The following is a 19295-nucleotide window of genomic DNA, read 5'->3' on the forward strand; positions in this document are numbered from 1 at the left end:
TATTTATTTGAATCGATTCTGATATTCCGGATTTTCCTTCATTATTTTGGAACTTTCCGGATAATTTTCAATAAACCAAATCATAAAAGCGGTGACATCAATTTTATCGTTTAGTAACTTTTCCCTTTTCTGATGCCAGTCTTTAACTGAACTGGGATTATTCAAAATTTCAATTAACTTTTTATTAAGATCATCAAATCTGTCAGGACTAAACCCATAAGTTAACCCATAATTATGTTCTTCATCTTCCAGATACGTAATTTTACCAACAAACGTATTGCATCTTAATGAAGGGACTCCAAGAACTGCAGATTCGCTGGCCATAGTTTGACTATCTCCAATAAAAATTTGTGCGAAAGCTAATAAGTGGTGTAATTTTTCAGGTGGTAAATTTAATCCATAACTTTTTAATGGTTCTTCAAGATTTCGTTCACCAGTAATATAAACCTTCCCTTTTTTTTCTAAAACTTTAATTAATTCAAGTTTCTGTTCAAGACTTAAACCTTTGGCATTAATATCATGATGACCTTTAAGCGCTACAAATCTTAATATAAAAAATGTGTCACTTCGTTTTAATCCAAGTTCCGTTAAAATCTCCTGTTCCGGTATAAATACATTAGGATGCAGGTATGCCAGTTCATGATATCCTTGATAATATATTGTCTTCTTTGATTTTCTTACTGTATTTTGCGGAGATAGTATTACAGAACAAAATGGATGCACATATTTATACACAAAAGGTTCAACTGGATCATCATCATCATCCATAAATATTGTTCTCTTTCCTGAAATGAACGTAGCAATCACTGACGACGGGGACGAACTGATACATATATCAATTTTTTCCTTTTTTATCATCACTATAAGTTTTAATGTGTGTATTAAAACAAACAGCAATTTTCCAGTAATCGACTTCCTTTTTTGTCCAATAATTCTAAATCCAACATTATAGTATTCCAATAATTTAATTGCTATCGGCAAATCATGTGTCAAAACGGTTATTTTATGACCCTTCGACTTCAGATTATGATATGCGTTTCTGAATAAATGAACATGCCCAGGATGTCCAATTTCAATTAAAATATTCATTTTGAAGCGATAATAGTTTTTGCAGCGTATACCTGTTGCCCTAGTTGAATTTCAGGTGAATATATAGTGGGAATAATTATGTCAACCTGTGAACCAAACCGTATCATTCCAAACCATTCACCTTGTTTAATAACATCACCAACCTTAACGTAGGAATCAATTCTTTTGACTAATTTTGAAGCCGTTTGAATAATTCCAAAAACTTCTTTATTCTCATTCACCAAAACCAATGTGTTCCTTTCATTTCTTAAAATTGCTTCGGGATTCTTTAAGGACAGGAATTCACCACTTATATGTTTGTTTAACAGAATGGTTCCAGATACAGGTGCGCAATTCTTATGGACATCAAAAGGCGTCATATTAATTCCTATTAACCATGAAGGATGGTCCAAAAGATTTGTTTGTGACAATTCAGAAAGCGTTGCTTTCAATCCCTGTTTAATAGATACAGGAATCTCTCCTTTTTCGACTTTCTTAATATAAATGACATTGCCATCTGCAGGGGAAACAAGTTGATTATTTTTAGCGACAACTTTTCTTACCGGAGTTCGCCAAAATCTTATCATGGTAATAATAAAGCCCAGTAAAGGTATAGATGCAGCAGAGACGAAATATGCAATCAGATTATTTGATAGCTTATGCAATAAAAGAAAAAGAATAACGGATATTAAAATTACTATTGGATTATCAATAAAAAGATATTTCAGGCTGATTTTAGTTTTATAATGTAAATAATAATACATTATCGTGCTAATAATCAAAGAACTTAATATTACCATGGTTATCATTATCTCTTTAAAATTAAATATGGTAAAATAATGTATTCCATTACAGATGGTCCTAAATCATTCCAGTCCCATACAGCATTGAATGCATTAATATTATTTTTTCTTCTATATGTATGATTTAATTTCATTTTAAATTTTACGGTAAAATCAGTTACAACATGATAAAATGTTGCAGGCTTCCATTCCAACACTTTATTAACTGTTTCATCGTACAAGAAATTAATTAATTGTGGTAAAAATGGCGTCTCGGCTTTGACCGCGATACCATGCCATTTCCATGTTCGGGGATTTACTTCAAGAAATTTATATGTATTGTCTCTGCTGTCATATTTAAATTCAACCTCGCATAAGCCGGTATACCCGTTTTCTCCAATAATTTTTCTGGCATCATCCAAAAAAGGTAGGTATTCTGTCGTTTCAGCAAAAGTTGTTGCATTCCCAAAGTCAGGAGGATGTTGTCTTGCCCTCCGGGCAGAAAGCTGAACTAATATTTCACCTTTACGAGCTAAAAAACAGGCAGAATACTGGTTTTCACTTGAACCGGGAATAATTTCCTGAATTATTATTTCATCATTTGGTATTATTTCAACGGCTTTATTAAAGTAATCTATTAAATCAAATTTATCCTTACAAACAAAAACTTTCTGTTTCACCTGAGTATAGAACCGATGCATAACGGCTGGTTTTATAATACAGGGAAATATATCTACTGAATTTAATTCATCTAATGTATCACAATACCATGTTTTAGGAATTGTAATATCCAGACTCTGCACAAATTTGTATGATTCCCTTTTGTTAAACCAAGTTTTAAGAATACTCCACTCGTCCGAAGTAACTTTGAAATATTTATTCAAATTCTCCCGGTTTTTACTTAATAATTCAACGTGGAAGTCATTTGTAGGAAATACAGCCCAATCTTTATATTTATTAACCTTCCTAAAGCCCTCCAGTGTACTTAATATTTCTTCATTTTCGCACTTGTAGAATGTTTTGCAGTAACGGGAATAGCGTGCAAGATTTATCGATGTATTGTCTATTAAAACAGATGGGATACCGAGTTTTCCAAGTATACGAATAATGGTTAGGCCCTGAATATGACCTCCTAAAACTATTATGCCTATTTTATTTGACATTATATCGATTGATAAAGACTCACTAATTTTGATGCTACCTTATTTGCAGAAAGATCTAACTCCTTTATTCTTTTCAAACCAGTTGACATTTTATTTTTTAAACTATATTCAACAGCCTCTTTCAATTTTTCAGAATAACAAGATTTATTGCTTTCTGATAAATACAGTCCCTCTTGATTACAAAAAAGTTCCTCAACATCACCAACTACTGTGCTAACTATAGGTCTTCCACAAGCCATTGCCTCTTTAATTACATTTGGACTTCCCTCCCATAAGCTTGATAACGCAACAACATCTGCAGCATTCATCATTATAGGTATTTTATCATGTTGAACATTTATTAAAGTATGAACTTCAAGATTACTAAAGTTAAATTTACTCTTCAATAAATATAATGATTGATCAAATAACTTAAAATTTTTTTCTGGTCTATCAGGATTTGCTGCAAATAATATGTGAATCTTAGAAGTATCCCAATTGAGTACTTGCTGAGACTTTCTTTTATCCTCAGGGAAAAACCTATTATGGTCAACACCATTTGGGATAACAGTTATATTATCCAGATCAAGGCTTATTTTCATATCTTCTGACTTCACAATTGTTTTGGACCAAAATTTATTAACAAAAACTTTAATAATTTTTTTTATGAGACCTGATGATTTTATGTCACTTCCCATCAATGAAACTATCAATGGTTTGGCTCCAGCTAAAGATGCAACTATTCCAGACAATGAATAGTGAGCATGAACAACATCAAATTTATTTTTCTTAAGATATTTTTTTAATTGAAATACCGCCTGTAAATAACCGGATACTCCCTTTTTTAAAATTGTAAAATGTTCTACATCAATTCCGATACTTTTTAAGCTGGCTGATTGATTTTGAACTATAATTTTAAAAATGCCAGGCTGAATTCCCCTCCCTACAAAAAGAATTTTCATTACAGGTTTTCTATTGCGTGTTGCAAACGTAAATCGTAGGACTCGTTCGTATTAAACATTCCCTCTTCAAATTCCCATTTATCTTTTGTCCAAAGGTATCTTCCGGGCCTTCCGTCAACACTCATTTGATATGGGTCCGATTGCCCGAAAAAACATTGAATCTCGTTAACAAGGTAAGAATCTTTAGTCTCAAATATATCTATAGCGACTGAATACAATTTGTTTTTTTCGGTAACTTCTTTTACAAAATTGAGTAATGTTTCCGGAATAGAACCGTAATTTTTTTTTAAGGTTCCGCTGGCTTTACTGTTCTTTACCAACTTTTTATGAGCAAAAAAAGATCCACCTATTCTTACACAACGCCATTCAAATTCATGTGGAATGTATTCCTGAAAAATTACATATCCTCTTTGCAATTCCTGCATTACATCTGAATAATCCTTTAGTCGTTTCTTTAGAAAACCTCTTTTTGTGAACACCTTTTTAAGCTTTGCAATCAATGATCCTTTAAAGACTTTAGGGCCTATTTTCCGGTTTATACCTTTACTGAAAGCTTTTTCAATGTATGCTTCAACGTCCTGAGTATTATTCAGTATTTCAACTCCATTTCCTGAGGCACCAATATTTGTTTTAGCTACTATAGGGACCTTAGAGTCACCCTTTATAAACGAGTGTGCATCAGTTTTACGATAAAATATGTGTGTTTTGGGATGTGGAATCTTATTTGATACCATCCAGTCTCTCAGGAAGCGCTTATTTTCATAAATCAACACCTCTGTTAAAGAGGGATAAACCGGAAGTTTTAAAACATTAGATAAAATATATGCTCTTTCGTCGTATAAGCGCTTATACCGCTCTGTTTGACCAGGAGGTCTTAACAGAAATAAATCATATTTTTTCCGTAATACATTTTCTAACCAGTTATCAGAAAAAATATCTATAATCTCAAAATCAGAAATCTTTCTGTTTTTTTTACATGCTTCTATCCATAGTAAATGATTATATGGATCTTCATTCTTTAATATGGCAACCGAAAAATGTTTTTCTGTGTCAGAATGTTTCATAACCAACTATTTATAATAGTTTAATTGCATATAAAGCATAACAATATTAGAATATTTATGTAGTATTCCCTCCTGCGTTGTTCCTGAGATAAGACTTAATTCCGAGATTGCCTCTTCAATATTAAATGACATATGAAGTTCTGAATTTCTATCACTATTAATCTGATTCAACCACTGCAAGAGAAATTGTCTGAAAGTTTCGTCATAATTAATAGACGGAGGATAAGTTTTGCGCTCTGTAAAAAATCTGATCGTTTTTATCACGGACCAATAAAATGAACCACGAAGATATTCCCGGGTATTATATGAACCTCTTTTGCCAAAAGGTACCTGATCCATTTGAGGAAATAATAAATGCTGAATATTTAAATTGTAAGCGTACAACGCATACCTTTTAAACGGATTTTTTGTGGTATTGTCTGTATGAAAAAGATTAAAATTACCGTAAAAGAGGTCTTCCAATAAATCAATATCAAGGAAAAACGGATAAGTATAGGAAAAATAGTTAGATGAAATAAAAATATCCTGTGCATGGTGCGGTATTCCAATCTCAAATAATCCATGAAATTGCTTCATTGACCTGGATAAATCCGGATTTAAGCACTCTAATTTATGAAGGTCATCAAGTACAGCTTTATCATCAAAACACTGATCTTTGATAAAGTAATTATATGCTATATCAGCAATACTATTTAAGCTACCGTTTTCCCAGAAATCAGTTATAAAATTTGTAAAAATAAGGTTATCATAATAAATACCCATTAAGATTTCACCAGCCATATATCCTGCGAAGTATGCACTTTGGGAATCAGACTTATCTGAAACTTTTTTAAATGCGTTAAACCTGTGTAGCCTAAACAGATTAATATCCGGATTTCCCAGTTTTACAATATCACTAACAGCATCTTCAAAGTAATCTACTGAACTTTCAGGTTCAATAATGTAATGATCAATTTTCACGCTATCAGCTAATAAACCGGCATAAATAACATCTCTCGACATCGGATTCCCATAGGTAAATCCAACAGGATTTTTGCTCAGACTTTTGAGCGCTGCCAAACCAGTTCTGCTGTCCTTTCCCCCGGTTAACGAAATGTACTGTTTATCAGGATTTAAATATTGAAGGAACTGGGAAAATAAGCGATTCATAAAATTTGCTTCATTTTCAAATGATGAAGCTCTTTTCTTTTTCTTTAATTCAAGAAGCGAGGTGTATTTCCAATATTGTGATTTTAAAACAGATTGATCATTTATCCTTAAGCAGGTGGCTGGCAAAAACTTTTCTAAACCTTCAAAAGTTGTTTTACCGGGCACATTCCGATGGATTAACGATTTTATTACTATGGAACTATAATCCGGTTTCAAAGTGAATCCATCAGATTTAAGTAAATCAACTGAATTTGAAATTCTATCAATTGATTTTAGTCCGGATGTGTAATAACATGGATACAATCCTAATTGATCATTGAATATTTTTACCTGATATGAATCAAGAATTATGATACAGAAGAACCCTTTAATATTCAGAATGAAATCGTCGTCAAATTTTTTGTATAAAACGTGTACAAGTGAATGAGGATCGTACTTACTGTATTCATCAAATATGATGTCCCGTGGCAAAATATAGCCATCGATAAAAATTTGGATATCACCAATTTGTATAAGTGATCCGCTATTACAATACAATTTGATTTCATTACTGTCATATTGCAATGTTAACCTACCGATATCAGGAGAATCTGATCTTTTATATGTAACTAAGAAGTCTTCTCTCATCCTGCAAGCGCCTGTTTATGTGAATAACCTTTTTAGTTTTTTAATGTTACCAAGCTGAAATAATCGTTTAACCGGGTTTTGATAGTAACCAAAAAAATACTCGTTAATTCTATCCAATACATTTTCTTTAAATATAAATATTCTCTTAAGAAATGCATTTGAATTCTTAACCCTGTAATACTTCCATTTTCTTTTCGACCATTTTTCAAAATCTCTTTGATCCAACTTTAAATAATTCCCCTTTAATTCCTTTACAGAATTAAACTCTAATCTGTTTTTTGAAACATCAAGCTTAGCAATAACTGATCTTTTAGTCTTTTTATATAATGCAATGAGCTTGTCATGCTTGTAAAAATCTCCAAAAGTTAATCCTCCAAGACTATAAAAAATAATGCCATTCCCATATTTTTCATAAGGTTGGATTGTATGCGGGTGATGACCCATTATTATTGTTGCACCCTGATCAATTATTCTTCTCGCAAATTTTACCTGTTCGTTGGTTGGATAATATGAATAATCCACCCCCCAGTGGAGACTGCAGATTATTATATCTACCTTTTGTTTTAGTACCTTTAAGGTTTCTGTTATTCGGTCTTCTTCCAAATAATTAATATATAACTCCCTGAAAGATTCTGTTTTCGGATTCGTTGATTTGTCGACGTAGGCAATAAAGCCAATTTTAATCCCATCTGACTCTACAATAACAGGTTCCAGATGCTCTTTTTTCCATCCTGCGCCGGTATGCGAAATACCCAGTTGATCAAGCATATTAACTGTTTCTTTTAAACCGGACATGCCACAATCAAAGATGTGATTGTTCGCCAGAGATACGCAGGATATGGATAAATATTTTAAAAGTTCTTCGGAAGGCTCCTTCAGTGAATAATGGATAAAATTTTTGTTTGAATTTTTATCATTTTTATCAGACAGCAAAGGCACTTCCAGATTTGCAAGAACCAGATCAGCAACCTTATTCACAGGGATAACAGATTTAGTTCGTTCATAATTCCGTTCTGAGTCTAAACTTAATAAACCGGTAAATGCAATATCACCTATCAGATTTAACAGCATTAATTAAATATCTTTTTACCCCGTTTGCCATAGGAATACGAGTTTCGTTTCCTTCCTCCTTCTGCATTAAATACTCACCTCTTAATGTGCCTATCATTGCACCTAACAAAAGCATAATGTAAGCCCTTAAATCAATGGCTTGAACAGATCCTGATATGGACATTATTAGCTGAGCACCTATAACGGCATAGAAAGTAGGATTAAAATAAATAAACCTTTCATCCTTATTCAGTAACTTCCAGTATTTTTCCTTTACGCGAATTATTTCCCAAAGAATATAAAACCATAAAAACAAACCAATTAGACCGGAACCGCTTAATAGTACCATATAATCCGTATGTAGCATTCTTTTATGATGATACTTATATCTGTCATTAAACATTTCACTACCTATGAGTTTTACATTAACAGGACTTTTAATGAAATTGTTCCAGACCTCTTCTACTTCGCTGTATCTTGCTTCACCTTCAATAGTTTCTTCTTCCAGTTGAATTCTTTCCTCTCTGGCCTGATAACGTAAAATAAACAATTCCAGAGGTTTTGGGAATGCAATAAAAAACACTATTATCATAACCGCTGATATTAATACATATCTCATTAGGATAAACCTTTTTTTATTGAATATGACATAAATAAAAGCCCCCAAAACAAATGAAAGCAATACCGACCGCTTAATGCCTACCAGGGTGAAAAAGATTGCAATAATAAAAAAGAGTAAATACCATTTTAACTGTTTATCTTTCAAATGTGCCAGCAATATGGTACCAGAGAACAGTAAAACCAGCATATTTTTTGTGATATTTACCCTTCCGGCACCAAAGTATACCGTATCATTTAAATAATCAGATGTTCCAAGTTTAAAGAAATTGGAAATAATAATTGAAACAACAAAAACACCTAGACTTATTATAAAAGAATAAGATAATCTTATGAACTTCTGATAATTGTTGATGAAATAAAATCCTAGCGGAAACATCAAATTTCCAATAAAGAATTTCAGATAGGCATATATGGATGTTTGTGTATCGGATGAAATCAGGCTTAAAACGCCAATGTACAAGGTAAATCCCAGAATCACTCCATTGGGCTTTTGTTTGGGATAATACCTAAGAATAAAATAAAATAAAATAATTGCGAATACGAAACCCCTTATCGTTCCCGGATTTAGTGTTCCTCCGGGAAAATATCCCGTTGTATTCACAACAACTGCAAAAATTACAGGTATTGCAATTACAAGTTTGTAAAAGTTCCGTTTAAATTTATTCACAGGCTTTTTTTATAAACTTCAGCCAGATTCTTCCAGGAAAGCTTATCAATCGGATAACTGAATGTTAAACCTTTAATTTTTTGAAGAAGGTCCCTGATTTCCTTATAAACCATGTCTTGTTCGTTGAGGACGCACACAGCTCCCTTATACGAATGCATTATTTTTAAACAAGGTGAAGCTTCATTATAGATGTATAATATGGGACATTTCGTAGCAATCAGTTCAAATAACTTTCCCGGTATCTGTTTCCCAAAAGCATTATCTATAAAAACAACAATGTCATATTCAGCATACAAATCATTCAGTTCGTCATTTGAAATTTCTCCCTTATATATAATATTATTACATCCCTTATGATAATTAAAGGGACTATCCGGTCCAAATACATCAAGCGTAATATTTTCACTTCTGCAAAGCGCATCAATCAAGGCTCCCGGTTCACGTAATTTATTGTAAAACCGTCCTGCATAAATCATTTTCAGCGAAGTCCTTTCGGCATTGTCCGTTACCTTTTTTTTTGATTTTGGGATATTAATATTAAAGCCTTGCTGTATTACTTTAACGGAATCCGGATGTAATGATTTATTAAAGCATTTTATATAACTCTCTCTCATTAAGTCAGAAACAACAATGAGTTCATCAACATATTTCAAATATTTTTTTTCATAAAGGTACGCCAGTCTATTTCTGAATGAGTTATTCCTTATGGTGCTACTCCCATAAAAAGGATCACCAAAATCAGCCATAATTTTTATTTCAGAATGGTGTTGCTTTATTACTTTCCCTAACATTAGAAGTGTGAAAGGGAAGCAACTCACTAAAACTGTATCATATTTATATTCATTGATTAATGCTGATACTTTTTTTTTGATTTTGGGATATTCCAGTATTAAGGGGTCCGGGAAAAAGAGTTTTTTTATTTCCCGTTTAATTCTGCCAGACAGATTTTTTTTCTTCTTTAATTTATTATTAGCAGCCGGAACGTTATTTTTGGAACGATATGGATTAAATAATTTTCTATATATTTTTCCGTAGTTCAGTTCATGAATTTTAATATTATCCCTAATATTATTTTCTTTTGAATTTATTCTGAACCTCAGCACATGAATTTCAATATCTTCTCTCCAATTTGAAATTAAGTGCTTAAAACGAATGGGTTGCGGTGCTTCAAGACCAAATGATCTGACAATAACCAGAACTTTCTTCATGAAAAATATTGTTTATACAGCTCCTTATGTTGCATCATAAATTCAGCCAGATCTTTCAATTGCAGATCATAACTTTTAATCGCTGACATGCTATAGTTACTGATTAACGATTTATCAATGACCACCTCACCATTCATCCTGATATGATCCACTTTTGCCTTTGAAAAATTCTTTTTGAATAATTTCAATAGTTCATATTTATTAATGGGTAAATCAGGAACAATTTGATATAATCCATGAATTGATTCCTGTAGTAAGAATTTTATGGTCCTTGCCAGTTCAAGCGTGGTAAGTCCGGTCCAAATAGCTCTGCTATAACCAGAAACATCACCTTTCTGAGAAATAAACCAGTTTAACAAGCCTTCCCCGTTCGATTTTAATTCCGGTCCTATGATAGATGTTCTTATGGTGAGGTCCCTGTCGTTAATCAATTCGCCTAACGCTTTACTCTTTCCATACATATCTTTTGCGTCCGGATCGTCATTTACAGTATAATTCCCCTTTTTGCCATTAAAAACACAGTCTGTACTGATATGTATTACATTGAACCCAAATTGCTTGCCCAGATTTGACAACTGATGAGGGAAATAAGCATTTATATATATGGCATTTTCGCTGTTATCACTACTGCCTTTAATTAAAATGCCTATGCAGTTGATGACAACATCGGGCTTAATATGTTTAAGCGTATTGATGAGTTCATCCTTTTGCATTACGTCCAGAATTACAGCCTCATCTGATATTTTCCCCTGTCTTACCACAGGAATTATATTATGGTTAGTCTCACTTTTTAAAACATGGTAAACCATATGTCCTAACATCCCTGAAGCGCCTAAAATGGCAATTCTTTTTATTTTCTCCATACCGTCCTGTTAATATAATCGGTATAGGATATAATAATACGCACAACCTTTAACGATACATTTTCAGCCTTATAATCATCAACATCTTCTATAGCCTCCCGCCATTCTTTATGTTGCCCTGTAACTAATTTTACCGATTCAATAATTCTGTCAGGCTCTGTACCAGACATAACAACAACCCCTTCATCCATTCCCTCCGGTCTCTCATGTGCCTGTCTGATTGTTATAGCAGGTATCTTTAACAACGAAGCTTCTTCTGTTATGGTACCACTGTCAGATAGCACACAAAATGCATTTTGTTGTAACTTAACATAATCATTAAATCCAAAGGGTTTCATGAAAAGAATATTATCATTATCGTTTTCCAAACTCATTTGCTCCATCTTTTTTCTGGTACGCGGATGTGTGGAAATAATAATTTTTTTATGAAAAGTGTTTTCAAGCAATGTGATAGCCTCCAATAACGATTTGAAATTCCCGGCATAATCTACATTTTCTTCTCTGTGTATACTTAATATGAAATAATCGTTCGGTTTTAATTTTTCTCTGACCAACACATCTGATCTTTCTATCTTTTCTTTATTAAAATTAAAAACTTCACGCATGGGAGAACCAATTTTAATAATAGTTTCCTGGCCTATTCCCTCTGCAATCAGGTATCTCCTGGCGTGTTCAGAAAGCGGCATATTAATATCGCTCAAATGATCCACAATCTTTCTGTTTATTTCTTCAGGCACCCTTTGATCAAAGCATCTGTTGCCAGCTTCCATGTGGAAAACCGGAATTTTTCTTCTTTTTGCCGGTATAACGCTCAAACAACTGTTCGTATCACCATAAATTAAAAATGCATCAGGTTTCTCCTTTTCCAGAATTTCATCAATATTTTTTATCACATTGGCTATCGTCTCTGAAGGATTCGTTCCTGCAGCACTCAGAAAATGATCCGGTTTCCTGATGTTTAAATCCTTGAAAAATATTTCATTTAATTCATAATCAAAATTTTGCCCCGTATGTACCAGTACATGATTAGTATATTTATCCAACTCATTAATAACACGACTTAATTTAATTATTTCGGGTCGTGTTCCAACTACAGTAAGAACTTTGATCATTGTTTATTGTTTTAGTTGTTCCTGTATATAATCCAGATTTAATAAAAGTTCAACAGTCGCATTCAAATCCAGTCTTTGTGTATTGTGAGAATTATAATCATCAAACTCTGATGTTTTTATTTCCCCATCCACAAAGTACTTGGCATAATTCAGGTCCCTGCTATCGGCCGGGATTCTGTAAAAATCTCCTAAATCCTCCGCCTTAACCATTTCTTCCCGGGTTAAGAGGGTCTCATAAAGTTTCTCTCCATGACGTGTACCCAGAATTTTAACCGGGTTTGATGCGTTGAAAATCTCTTTTAATGCAAGCGCTAAAAGTTCAATGGTTGTAGCAGGTGCTTTCTGTACAAATATATCGCCCGGCATTGCATTATTAAACGCGAATTCCACCAAATTAACCGATTCCGTGAGTGACATCATAAACCGGGTCATATTCGGATCTGTAATCGTAACCGGTTTCCCTGATTTTATCTGATCCACAAATAATGGGATTACTGAACCCCTCGATGCCATCACATTTCCGTACCGTGTGGCACAAAATACATTGTTCTCCTTTAATATTCTGGATTTGGCAATCATTAATTTTTCCATCATTGCCTTAGTCAGTCCCATGGCATTGATAGGATATACAGCCTTATCCGTACTCAGAACTACAACTTTATTTACATTATGCCTGTAAGCCGAATCCAATACATTTTCAGCACCAATTACATTTGTTTTAATAGCCTGCATGGGATAAAATTCACAGGAAGGTACCTGTTTCAATGCAGCGGCATGGAATACATAGTCCACATTAACCATGACGTCGTCCACACTTTTTTCATCACGCACATCACCAATAAAAAATTTAACCTTATCACTTTTCAGTGCGATACGCATATCCTCCTGCTTTTTTTCATCCCTGCTGAAGATTCTTATTTCCTTAAAATCCCTGTTTAAATAAGATTTCAGAACGGCGTTTCCAAAAGAACCGGTTCCACCTGTTATTAAAAGTGTTTTATTATTATAATTTTCCATATTATTAAGTTCTCTTTAGAATTTTTTCGGATACTTGGTAAAAAAAATTATTCAATAATCCAATCCTCCTCAAAATAAAAGATTTATTCAATTTATATCCTTCTATTCGATAAGAACGTAGTTCTTTTTCAAATAATTTCCTGTCCCTTATCTTATAAGCATAATGTAATTTAGCTCTTTTCTTTCTCGCAGCAATTTCCTTCTTAATACTTTCGCTAGTTGTATAATGTGCTATAAAATAATCAGGAATTTCGAAACCTTTTAAAACGAAATTATAATGATCCAAAGGGTTTTTAAAATGGCAAGCAGATATTTTTAAAACCCTATAAACAGCAGTTTCGATATTAAGGACACCTATCTTTGATTTTATACTAAAATAGAGCCACATTGGCGTATCACCAACATTCCAACTATACCGAACCTTCTCTGGTATCTCTTTGTAGTATTTATTAAGTAATTCCTGTTTAAATAAAACAGTTGCTGTTCCGATTGTAGACCTATCTAATAAATAATCTTCATATTTAACCTCTGAATTATATTTTGACTTTCGAAAACAATGATCTTTAAATCGTTTCTTCTCTTGATAAAATCGTTTATAGTCGGTACAAACCATACCAAAATCAGAATTTTTCTCTAGAAAATCTACCTGCTTTTGTAATTTATAAGGGTCTGTCCAGTAATCATCACCCTCACATAATGCAATATATTTCCCTCCTGCGCGTGGATATACCAATTCAGCCATAGGATGAACACCTTTTGAATATTGGTTTGATGTTTGAAAAACTGGTTTAATAATATCGGGATATTCTTCCTCATATTTCCTTAGTATTTCAACAGTTTTATCAGTCGAGGCATCATCATTTATTAAAATTTCAATATCAAAATTTGTTTTTTGCATGATACAACCTTCTAACGCTTGTTGTATAAAGTCTCCATGATTATAGGTGGTAATACAAATACTTACTAGGATATTATGATTATTCATAATGTCTAATTTTAAGTTAGAATTGCATATCCTACACCTGATTCCCCAAAACCATTGCCATTATAGAACATTGTTAAAGTCCCATTAATTTCTATAACATATGGGTATGCTAGCATTTCAGAATCCCATACTCCATTTGTATCAGCAATATTAATTCCGACCTCTTTATCCTTTCTTTGCCATTCTATTCCATCAGATGATTCAGCATAACCGGCTCTATAGCTTGCATTTTTATCCGTTCTAAAATCCATAATACTTCGTCTACTATACCACATCATATATTTCCCTTTATGAAGAATCACAGAAGGCCGACCAATAATTTCATGTTCATCTAATGGAACTATGCAATTAATATTGTGCCTAATCCAATCTATTCCATTATGAGATGAAGCATATTTTATATACAATGTATACTCAGGTTTTCCGTTTACGAATTTAAATCCCTGTCCAGAATTATACCACATTCTCCATTCACTACCCAACTTTATTATATCGGATGCTCCAATATGATAGGGTTCATTTTGATATCTTTCTAAAATTGGTCCTTCAAATACTCTTTCAAAACTAAATCCATTATCAACACTTCTGGCTAAACCTAAAGCATTTCTGGAAGGAACTGTTGTACTAGTATTCCATCCAATATAGTACAAATAAACTTCATTAGAATTTCTAACAACAGAACATACTTGGGCTCCACTGTCATCAAAAGTCCCTATCTTACCTAAATCCAGTACAGGACGATTATGAATATACTTTATGTCTTTAAGATTATTCTTATTTAAATCAATAAAAGTTGTCCTGGTTTTATTATTTCTATCTCTAACACCAAAATACAATCTTATTGTTTCCTCATCTAAAAGAAAAGGTGTAGGTTTATGACAATGGGAAAAATCAAATCCAAATTTCCCTTCAGCTTTGTATATTAATCCTTTTTTAGTCCATTTCATTTCAATCCACCTATATAATTTAAAATCCTAATATATACTTCCTTATATTTTTTCAAGTCAATAGTATTAATTAAATTACTATGCCAATTAAAAGTAACATTACCATTAAACCTTTTTACTGTTTGGATTATTCTCACTACATCACTAAACAATTCATGCGGTTGAAGCTTGTTTCTTAATACTGTCGTATCCATTGCAACAAATGGTATTTCTTTCAAATTTAATTTCTTTCTATTATAAATATCAAAAATATAGAAGTCATGGCAGATTCCACACCTAAAACCATTTACGAATTGAAATCCAAGTCCTGCATCATAAGAAAAGTCATTTTTTTCCCATTGATTAAACGTATCTTTAAAATAATATAACCCATGATTACGCCCTCCCTTAATATTACTTCCTGCAATTTCTTTTAAACGATTAGCTTCAATTTCAAATTGATTATCATTGTTAACAGTATTTTCTGAAGGATGAAAACCAATCTCAAAACCTGCCTTCGATATTTTTTGGATTATATTACTAACTCTATTATGTTTAATGCTATATGTAAATCCCTTCTCTCCTTCCTCTACTGCTTTAAAATAAAAAGCCAGATTTAAATTGAATTTATTTCCTATTTCTAATAATTCATCAAATGGATCAAATGGATTAATTCTAGACAACCTATAATAATAGTATCTATATATTATTTTTAAAGAATGTAATGTTTGCTTCTTAATAAAAATACGTTTAGAAATATTTTTCCACAATTGATTTTGAGAACTTAAATATAACCAGTCTACATCATGACTTAATTTAATAGAAAACTTTCTTTCTGGTATAAAATAAGGGATTTTAAGTATCTGGAAAAAAGATTCAACTAGTTTTAAATATTCATTTACAACTGGTTGATCATAAAAACTGTTTTTTATGGAAAGTAGAGATGATTCAACAGGTCTATTATCCTTATATCTATTAGCTATTACATATTCTTCCCAACGAGTTAACAGAAAAAAACAGGAAGCAACAATATCAAGCCCGCAATAAATTTCATCTGTAGATGTTAAAATTTTATTATCGCCATAAATGACAGGAATATCTTTGACTACATCATTAAACGAAATTCTTTCAAGATTGGTAGGAATATTCTTTTCACTTAAATAGGATAAAGGTTCAGCGAAATACCTAAAAAACTCATCCTTAAAGATTAATTTCTTATCCGAAAATATAAAATTATAAGTTTCACAATGCTTTTCAATTTTTATTTTATATGGTATCTGGAAATAATCAGAAAATAAAAATGAAAATATATAAGATTTCTCTTCATAGTTTAATTCATTTGTGATTACAATTACTTTATTCATAATCATCAATATTTCCCCAAAGTTTTTTAAACCTGTTTAGTTCCATCTCTTTTTTAAACTCATTTAAGAGTGAAATATAATCATATTTAGGCTCATAGCCTAAATCATTCCTTGTCTTAGAAATATCATGAATAAATTGTCTTGAATCAGGTTTATCAGGCCTGTAGATAATTTTAGAGGGATTTTCCTTTGATGAAAAAACCTTAACAATACCTTTTATTTGTTCTTCAATTGTTACTCCAACTCCCCTACCAAAATTATACATTCCTCCTTCTAAGTTAGATTCAATTGCTTTTTCAATACACTGAGTTAAATCTTTAACATAACAAATTTCTTTTGCCCTTGATGGATCTCCCCATATCTCAATTTCATTTCCTTGAATGGCTTGATCTATTATATACCTATATGCCATTATTCTTTTTTTACCATTAACAAAATAAAATTTATCAGGATGATAATCATAAATCGTTGGCAGTCTAAATATAAATCTTTTCAATCCATGCTGCGTATAAAAATGTTCCATTAAATCAACCGCAGCATTTTTACAAATTGTATAAATGGAATGATCTCCTGTTAAGGGAAACCTCTTCTCAATATCGGCTTCAACTAATTCCCTAGAGTTCATTAAATAACTGGAATCTGCACGAGTATGTGTAGAAACAATCTTCTGTACTTTTTCTTCAATGCAAAAGTGTAGTATATTTAAAGTACCAGTTACAAACATATCAATATATAATTCAGGATTATAACCTTTTACTTTTGAAGGAGCATTTCCTGCTACATTAACTACAACATCAAAATCCTTATTTTTTATTTTATCAAATGACGCTTTATTAGAAATATTAACCGAATAATATGGAATGTTATAATCTTGGAAAAAACCATTGTCACTTTCTCTGAGACCTGATGCAACAACATTATATCCTGCTTCTTTCAATTCAAGAGCTGTATATGCTCCAATCTGCCCTGTAGCACCAAATATTAATATCTTTTTCATTTATAATGAATTTAATTACTTTTAAAGAACAACACTATTTGCCCTACAATAAAATCAATATCATCAAAACTAATGCTTTGATGAATTGGAAGATTCAGAATATTTTGTGATAAATAATGTGAGTAGGCAAACTCTTCCATTTTAATATCCTCAATTAACCGATAATATAATGCAATTGTAGGTATTTGGATTTCCATTAAATAAAAATATAGTTTTTCACGAATATTTTCAGGTAAAAGAATTGGAAAATTCATCGGAACAATACCATCTTCAATTTTAGGAAACAACACTTCAACCTCAGAAATACTAGATAGTTTCTCATTTAAATAATTGTAGTTTTTTACACGAATTTCTGAAATCATATTGAGCTTTCCTTTGAAAACTGACTCTAATGTTTCACTCTTAATTTTATCATGATTTTCTAATTCTTCGTTTATACAATCATTTGTATTATTTTTTAGATAGCCACCATTTTCGAGAGCAAAAAACTTATGAATTGAAAAAAAACTAAAATCTCCGAAATCTCCAAGCTTCCTATCTCTATGGTAAGAATTAAAACTATGAGCACAATCTTCAATTAAAACAACATTATGTTTCTCACAAATCGTTTTCACTAATTGCATATTACAATGTACAAAACCAAAATAATGTATAATTAATAAAGCCTTATATTGTTTTGTCTTTAACCTTGATTCTATCTCTTCACAATCAATTTTAAAATTATTATTAATTGAATAGAATTCATATTTAATTGACAAAGATTGGATTGGATCAATAACTCCTGATCCTTCTCTATCAGTTATACCTATATATGCTGGTAGTAAAATTTTCTCCTCGTTTTTAAATTTCAAGTGTTTTAATAATAATTTAAAAGCAATTCGAGCAGAATTGGTGAATGTTAGCTGTTCATAGTGATTCAAAACCTTAACTGGTGACTTTGTTATCATAATTTAAAATAATTTGAAATCATCAAGAAGTTTATTTATCTCGTCAGAAGTATTAAACATCAATACATCCACAATAGATAATCCGGGTATAAAAACATCTGAAAAAGTTTTATAAGCTTTTAAATTCACATTAATAAATTTCAAATCAATACCAGCATTATCATACTTTTTCTTGTCAAAAAATGACTGTCCTCCAGGTTGGTTAATATATTGTTTTGCTTTTAAGGCTTTAGATATTTCTAAAGCCCATTCATCAGGTGCATTAACTTTATCGATTTGGATTTTGCCCGTGGAAAAAATTTCAAATTCAGTATTAATATCAAGATATGCACAAATTCGTTTTATAGTATAAATATTCAACTCCGAAATTTTATTGGTATCATAGTTTAAAATTTCCTCAACCAGTTTATATGTTCTAAAATAATAAGGTGCTTTTTTTTTGTAAAACTGCAGCTGTCCAAGTATTTTTTCTTTCCAATTTTTATCAGCATCAATAAAAGTATCTTTAATAAGCATGTCTCTTGAAGCTTTTTTTACAGGTACAGTAATATAGCCAACTCCTTCTTTAGACTGTGACAATATTCGGTTTCTATTCATCCAACCTTTATTGATATATTGTACTGTGTCGAAGAAAACAAACTTATCCACATTTTTGATTAAGGAAAAATAGCCTATATAAGGCATAAAATATGGTTGCATTATTGCTATCTTCATAATATATTATTTTTGTAACATTTTGATATA

Annotated in this window: 18 protein-coding genes; all 18 read right to left on the bottom strand. The window is 31.7% G+C overall.

Annotation, left to right across the window (positions count from 1 at the left end):
• Positions 1 to 3: 3 nt before the first annotated feature.
• Genes ACE1ET_RS02885 through ACE1ET_RS02970 form a run of 18 tightly spaced genes read right to left on the bottom strand, consistent with a single transcriptional unit; the run spans position 4 to position 19265 of the window.
• Positions 4 to 1089, bottom strand: a complete 1086-nt coding sequence (locus ACE1ET_RS02885) for a DUF354 domain-containing protein (protein WP_375726856.1) — start codon at positions 1087 to 1089, stop codon at positions 4 to 6.
• Positions 1086 to 1832: a phosphatidylserine decarboxylase gene (locus tag ACE1ET_RS02890; RefSeq protein WP_375726857.1), complete on the bottom strand. Its 747-nt coding sequence runs from the start codon at positions 1830 to 1832 to the stop codon at positions 1086 to 1088. Before ACE1ET_RS02890 ends, ACE1ET_RS02885 begins: the two co-directional genes overlap by 4 nt.
• 44 nt (positions 1833 to 1876) lie before the next feature.
• The gene (locus ACE1ET_RS02895; protein WP_375726858.1) at positions 1877 to 3013 is read right to left on the bottom strand and encodes a carboxylate--amine ligase; all 1137 of its coding nucleotides are present in this window, start codon (positions 3011 to 3013) and stop codon (positions 1877 to 1879) included.
• Positions 3013 to 3954: a glycosyltransferase gene (locus tag ACE1ET_RS02900; protein ID WP_375726859.1), complete on the bottom strand. Its 942-nt coding sequence runs from the start codon at positions 3952 to 3954 to the stop codon at positions 3013 to 3015. Before ACE1ET_RS02900 ends, ACE1ET_RS02895 begins: the two co-directional genes overlap by 1 nt.
• Positions 3954 to 5018 carry an ATP-grasp domain-containing protein gene (locus ACE1ET_RS02905; protein WP_375726860.1) on the bottom strand — a complete coding sequence of 355 codons (1065 nt, stop codon included), beginning with the start codon at positions 5016 to 5018 and terminating at the stop codon, positions 3954 to 3956. The genes ACE1ET_RS02900 and ACE1ET_RS02905 overlap by 1 nt, the downstream gene beginning before the upstream one ends.
• A 6-nt stretch (positions 5019 to 5024) precedes the next feature.
• A complete protein-coding gene (locus tag ACE1ET_RS02910; RefSeq protein WP_375726861.1) occupies positions 5025 to 6794 on the bottom strand; it encodes an asparagine synthetase B family protein in 1770 nt (589 codons plus the stop codon).
• 15 nt (positions 6795 to 6809) lie between these two features.
• Positions 6810 to 7865 (bottom strand): CapA family protein, encoded by a 1056-nt coding sequence (locus tag ACE1ET_RS02915; protein ID WP_375726862.1) that lies wholly within the window; start codon positions 7863 to 7865, stop codon positions 6810 to 6812.
• Entirely contained in the window at positions 7843 to 9132 is a 1290-nt protein-coding gene (locus ACE1ET_RS02920; protein ID WP_375726863.1) for a hypothetical protein, read from the bottom strand. Before ACE1ET_RS02920 ends, ACE1ET_RS02915 begins: the two co-directional genes overlap by 23 nt.
• Positions 9129 to 10340: a glycosyltransferase family protein gene (locus ACE1ET_RS02925; protein WP_375726864.1), complete on the bottom strand. Its 1212-nt coding sequence runs from the start codon at positions 10338 to 10340 to the stop codon at positions 9129 to 9131. The genes ACE1ET_RS02920 and ACE1ET_RS02925 overlap by 4 nt, the downstream gene beginning before the upstream one ends.
• Positions 10337 to 11203 (bottom strand): dTDP-4-dehydrorhamnose reductase family protein, encoded by an 867-nt coding sequence (locus tag ACE1ET_RS02930; RefSeq protein WP_375726865.1) that lies wholly within the window; start codon positions 11201 to 11203, stop codon positions 10337 to 10339. Before ACE1ET_RS02930 ends, ACE1ET_RS02925 begins: the two co-directional genes overlap by 4 nt.
• On the bottom strand, positions 11191 to 12315 hold the full coding sequence (gene wecB, locus ACE1ET_RS02935; RefSeq protein ID WP_375726866.1) for a non-hydrolyzing UDP-N-acetylglucosamine 2-epimerase: 1125 nt from the start codon (positions 12313 to 12315) through the stop codon (positions 11191 to 11193). Before wecB ends, ACE1ET_RS02930 begins: the two co-directional genes overlap by 13 nt.
• 3 nt (positions 12316 to 12318) lie before the next feature.
• Positions 12319 to 13332 carry a polysaccharide biosynthesis protein gene (locus ACE1ET_RS02940; RefSeq protein ID WP_375726867.1) on the bottom strand — a complete coding sequence of 338 codons (1014 nt, stop codon included), beginning with the start codon at positions 13330 to 13332 and terminating at the stop codon, positions 12319 to 12321.
• Between the two features lie 4 nt (positions 13333 to 13336).
• Positions 13337 to 14317 (bottom strand): glycosyltransferase, encoded by a 981-nt coding sequence (locus ACE1ET_RS02945; RefSeq protein ID WP_375726868.1) that lies wholly within the window; start codon positions 14315 to 14317, stop codon positions 13337 to 13339.
• Between the two features lie 11 nt (positions 14318 to 14328).
• Positions 14329 to 15264, bottom strand: a complete 936-nt coding sequence (locus ACE1ET_RS02950; protein ID WP_375726869.1) for a glycoside hydrolase family protein — start codon at positions 15262 to 15264, stop codon at positions 14329 to 14331.
• Positions 15261 to 16607: a DUF7033 domain-containing protein gene (locus tag ACE1ET_RS02955; protein WP_375726870.1), complete on the bottom strand. Its 1347-nt coding sequence runs from the start codon at positions 16605 to 16607 to the stop codon at positions 15261 to 15263. The genes ACE1ET_RS02950 and ACE1ET_RS02955 overlap by 4 nt, the downstream gene beginning before the upstream one ends.
• The gene (locus ACE1ET_RS02960) at positions 16600 to 17604 is read right to left on the bottom strand and encodes an NAD-dependent epimerase/dehydratase family protein (protein WP_375726871.1); all 1005 of its coding nucleotides are present in this window, start codon (positions 17602 to 17604) and stop codon (positions 16600 to 16602) included. The genes ACE1ET_RS02955 and ACE1ET_RS02960 overlap by 8 nt, the downstream gene beginning before the upstream one ends.
• Before the next feature lie 11 nt (positions 17605 to 17615).
• Positions 17616 to 18551: a DegT/DnrJ/EryC1/StrS family aminotransferase gene (locus ACE1ET_RS02965; protein ID WP_375726872.1), complete on the bottom strand. Its 936-nt coding sequence runs from the start codon at positions 18549 to 18551 to the stop codon at positions 17616 to 17618.
• Positions 18552 to 18554: 3 nt separating this feature from the next.
• Positions 18555 to 19265, bottom strand: a complete 711-nt coding sequence (locus ACE1ET_RS02970; protein WP_375726873.1) for a WbqC family protein — start codon at positions 19263 to 19265, stop codon at positions 18555 to 18557.
• Between the last annotated feature and the right edge of the window lie 30 nt (positions 19266 to 19295).

Source organism: Quyinboa mangrovi (assembly GCF_042219825.1).
Classification (GTDB): Bacteria; Bacteroidota; Bacteroidia; order Bacteroidales; family UBA5342; genus JBHJHP01.

Excerpts from the sequence above, each read along its gene's own strand:
- ACE1ET_RS02905 (WP_375726860.1), bottom strand. The coding sequence starts at position 5,018 with ATGAAACATTCTGACACAGAAAAACATTTTTCGGTTGCCATATTAAAG.
- ACE1ET_RS02925 (WP_375726864.1), bottom strand. The coding sequence starts at position 10,340 with ATGAAGAAAGTTCTGGTTATTGTCAGATCATTTGGTCTTGAAGCACCG.
- ACE1ET_RS02955 (WP_375726870.1), bottom strand. The coding sequence starts at position 16,607 with ATGAATAAAGTAATTGTAATCACAAATGAATTAAACTATGAAGAGAAA.
- wecB (WP_375726866.1), bottom strand. The coding sequence starts at position 12,315 with ATGATCAAAGTTCTTACTGTAGTTGGAACACGACCCGAAATAATTAAA.
- ACE1ET_RS02890 (WP_375726857.1), bottom strand. The coding sequence starts at position 1,832 with ATGTATTATTATTTACATTATAAAACTAAAATCAGCCTGAAATATCTT.
- ACE1ET_RS02960 (WP_375726871.1), bottom strand. The coding sequence starts at position 17,604 with ATGAAAAAGATATTAATATTTGGTGCTACAGGGCAGATTGGAGCATAT.
- ACE1ET_RS02895 (WP_375726858.1), bottom strand. The coding sequence starts at position 3,013 with ATGTCAAATAAAATAGGCATAATAGTTTTAGGAGGTCATATTCAGGGC.
- ACE1ET_RS02970 (WP_375726873.1), bottom strand. The coding sequence starts at position 19,265 with ATGAAGATAGCAATAATGCAACCATATTTTATGCCTTATATAGGCTAT.
- ACE1ET_RS02945 (WP_375726868.1), bottom strand. The coding sequence starts at position 14,317 with ATGAATAATCATAATATCCTAGTAAGTATTTGTATTACCACCTATAAT.
- ACE1ET_RS02910 (WP_375726861.1), bottom strand. The coding sequence starts at position 6,794 with ATGAGAGAAGACTTCTTAGTTACATATAAAAGATCAGATTCTCCTGAT.
- ACE1ET_RS02940 (WP_375726867.1), bottom strand. The coding sequence starts at position 13,332 with ATGGAAAATTATAATAATAAAACACTTTTAATAACAGGTGGAACCGGT.
- ACE1ET_RS02950 (WP_375726869.1), bottom strand. The coding sequence starts at position 15,264 with ATGAAATGGACTAAAAAAGGATTAATATACAAAGCTGAAGGGAAATTT.
- ACE1ET_RS02900 (WP_375726859.1), bottom strand. The coding sequence starts at position 3,954 with ATGAAAATTCTTTTTGTAGGGAGGGGAATTCAGCCTGGCATTTTTAAA.
- ACE1ET_RS02965 (WP_375726872.1), bottom strand. The coding sequence starts at position 18,551 with ATGATAACAAAGTCACCAGTTAAGGTTTTGAATCACTATGAACAGCTA.
- ACE1ET_RS02885 (WP_375726856.1), bottom strand. The coding sequence starts at position 1,089 with ATGAATATTTTAATTGAAATTGGACATCCTGGGCATGTTCATTTATTC.
- ACE1ET_RS02930 (WP_375726865.1), bottom strand. The coding sequence starts at position 11,203 with ATGGAGAAAATAAAAAGAATTGCCATTTTAGGCGCTTCAGGGATGTTA.
- ACE1ET_RS02915 (WP_375726862.1), bottom strand. The coding sequence starts at position 7,865 with ATGCTGTTAAATCTGATAGGTGATATTGCATTTACCGGTTTATTAAGT.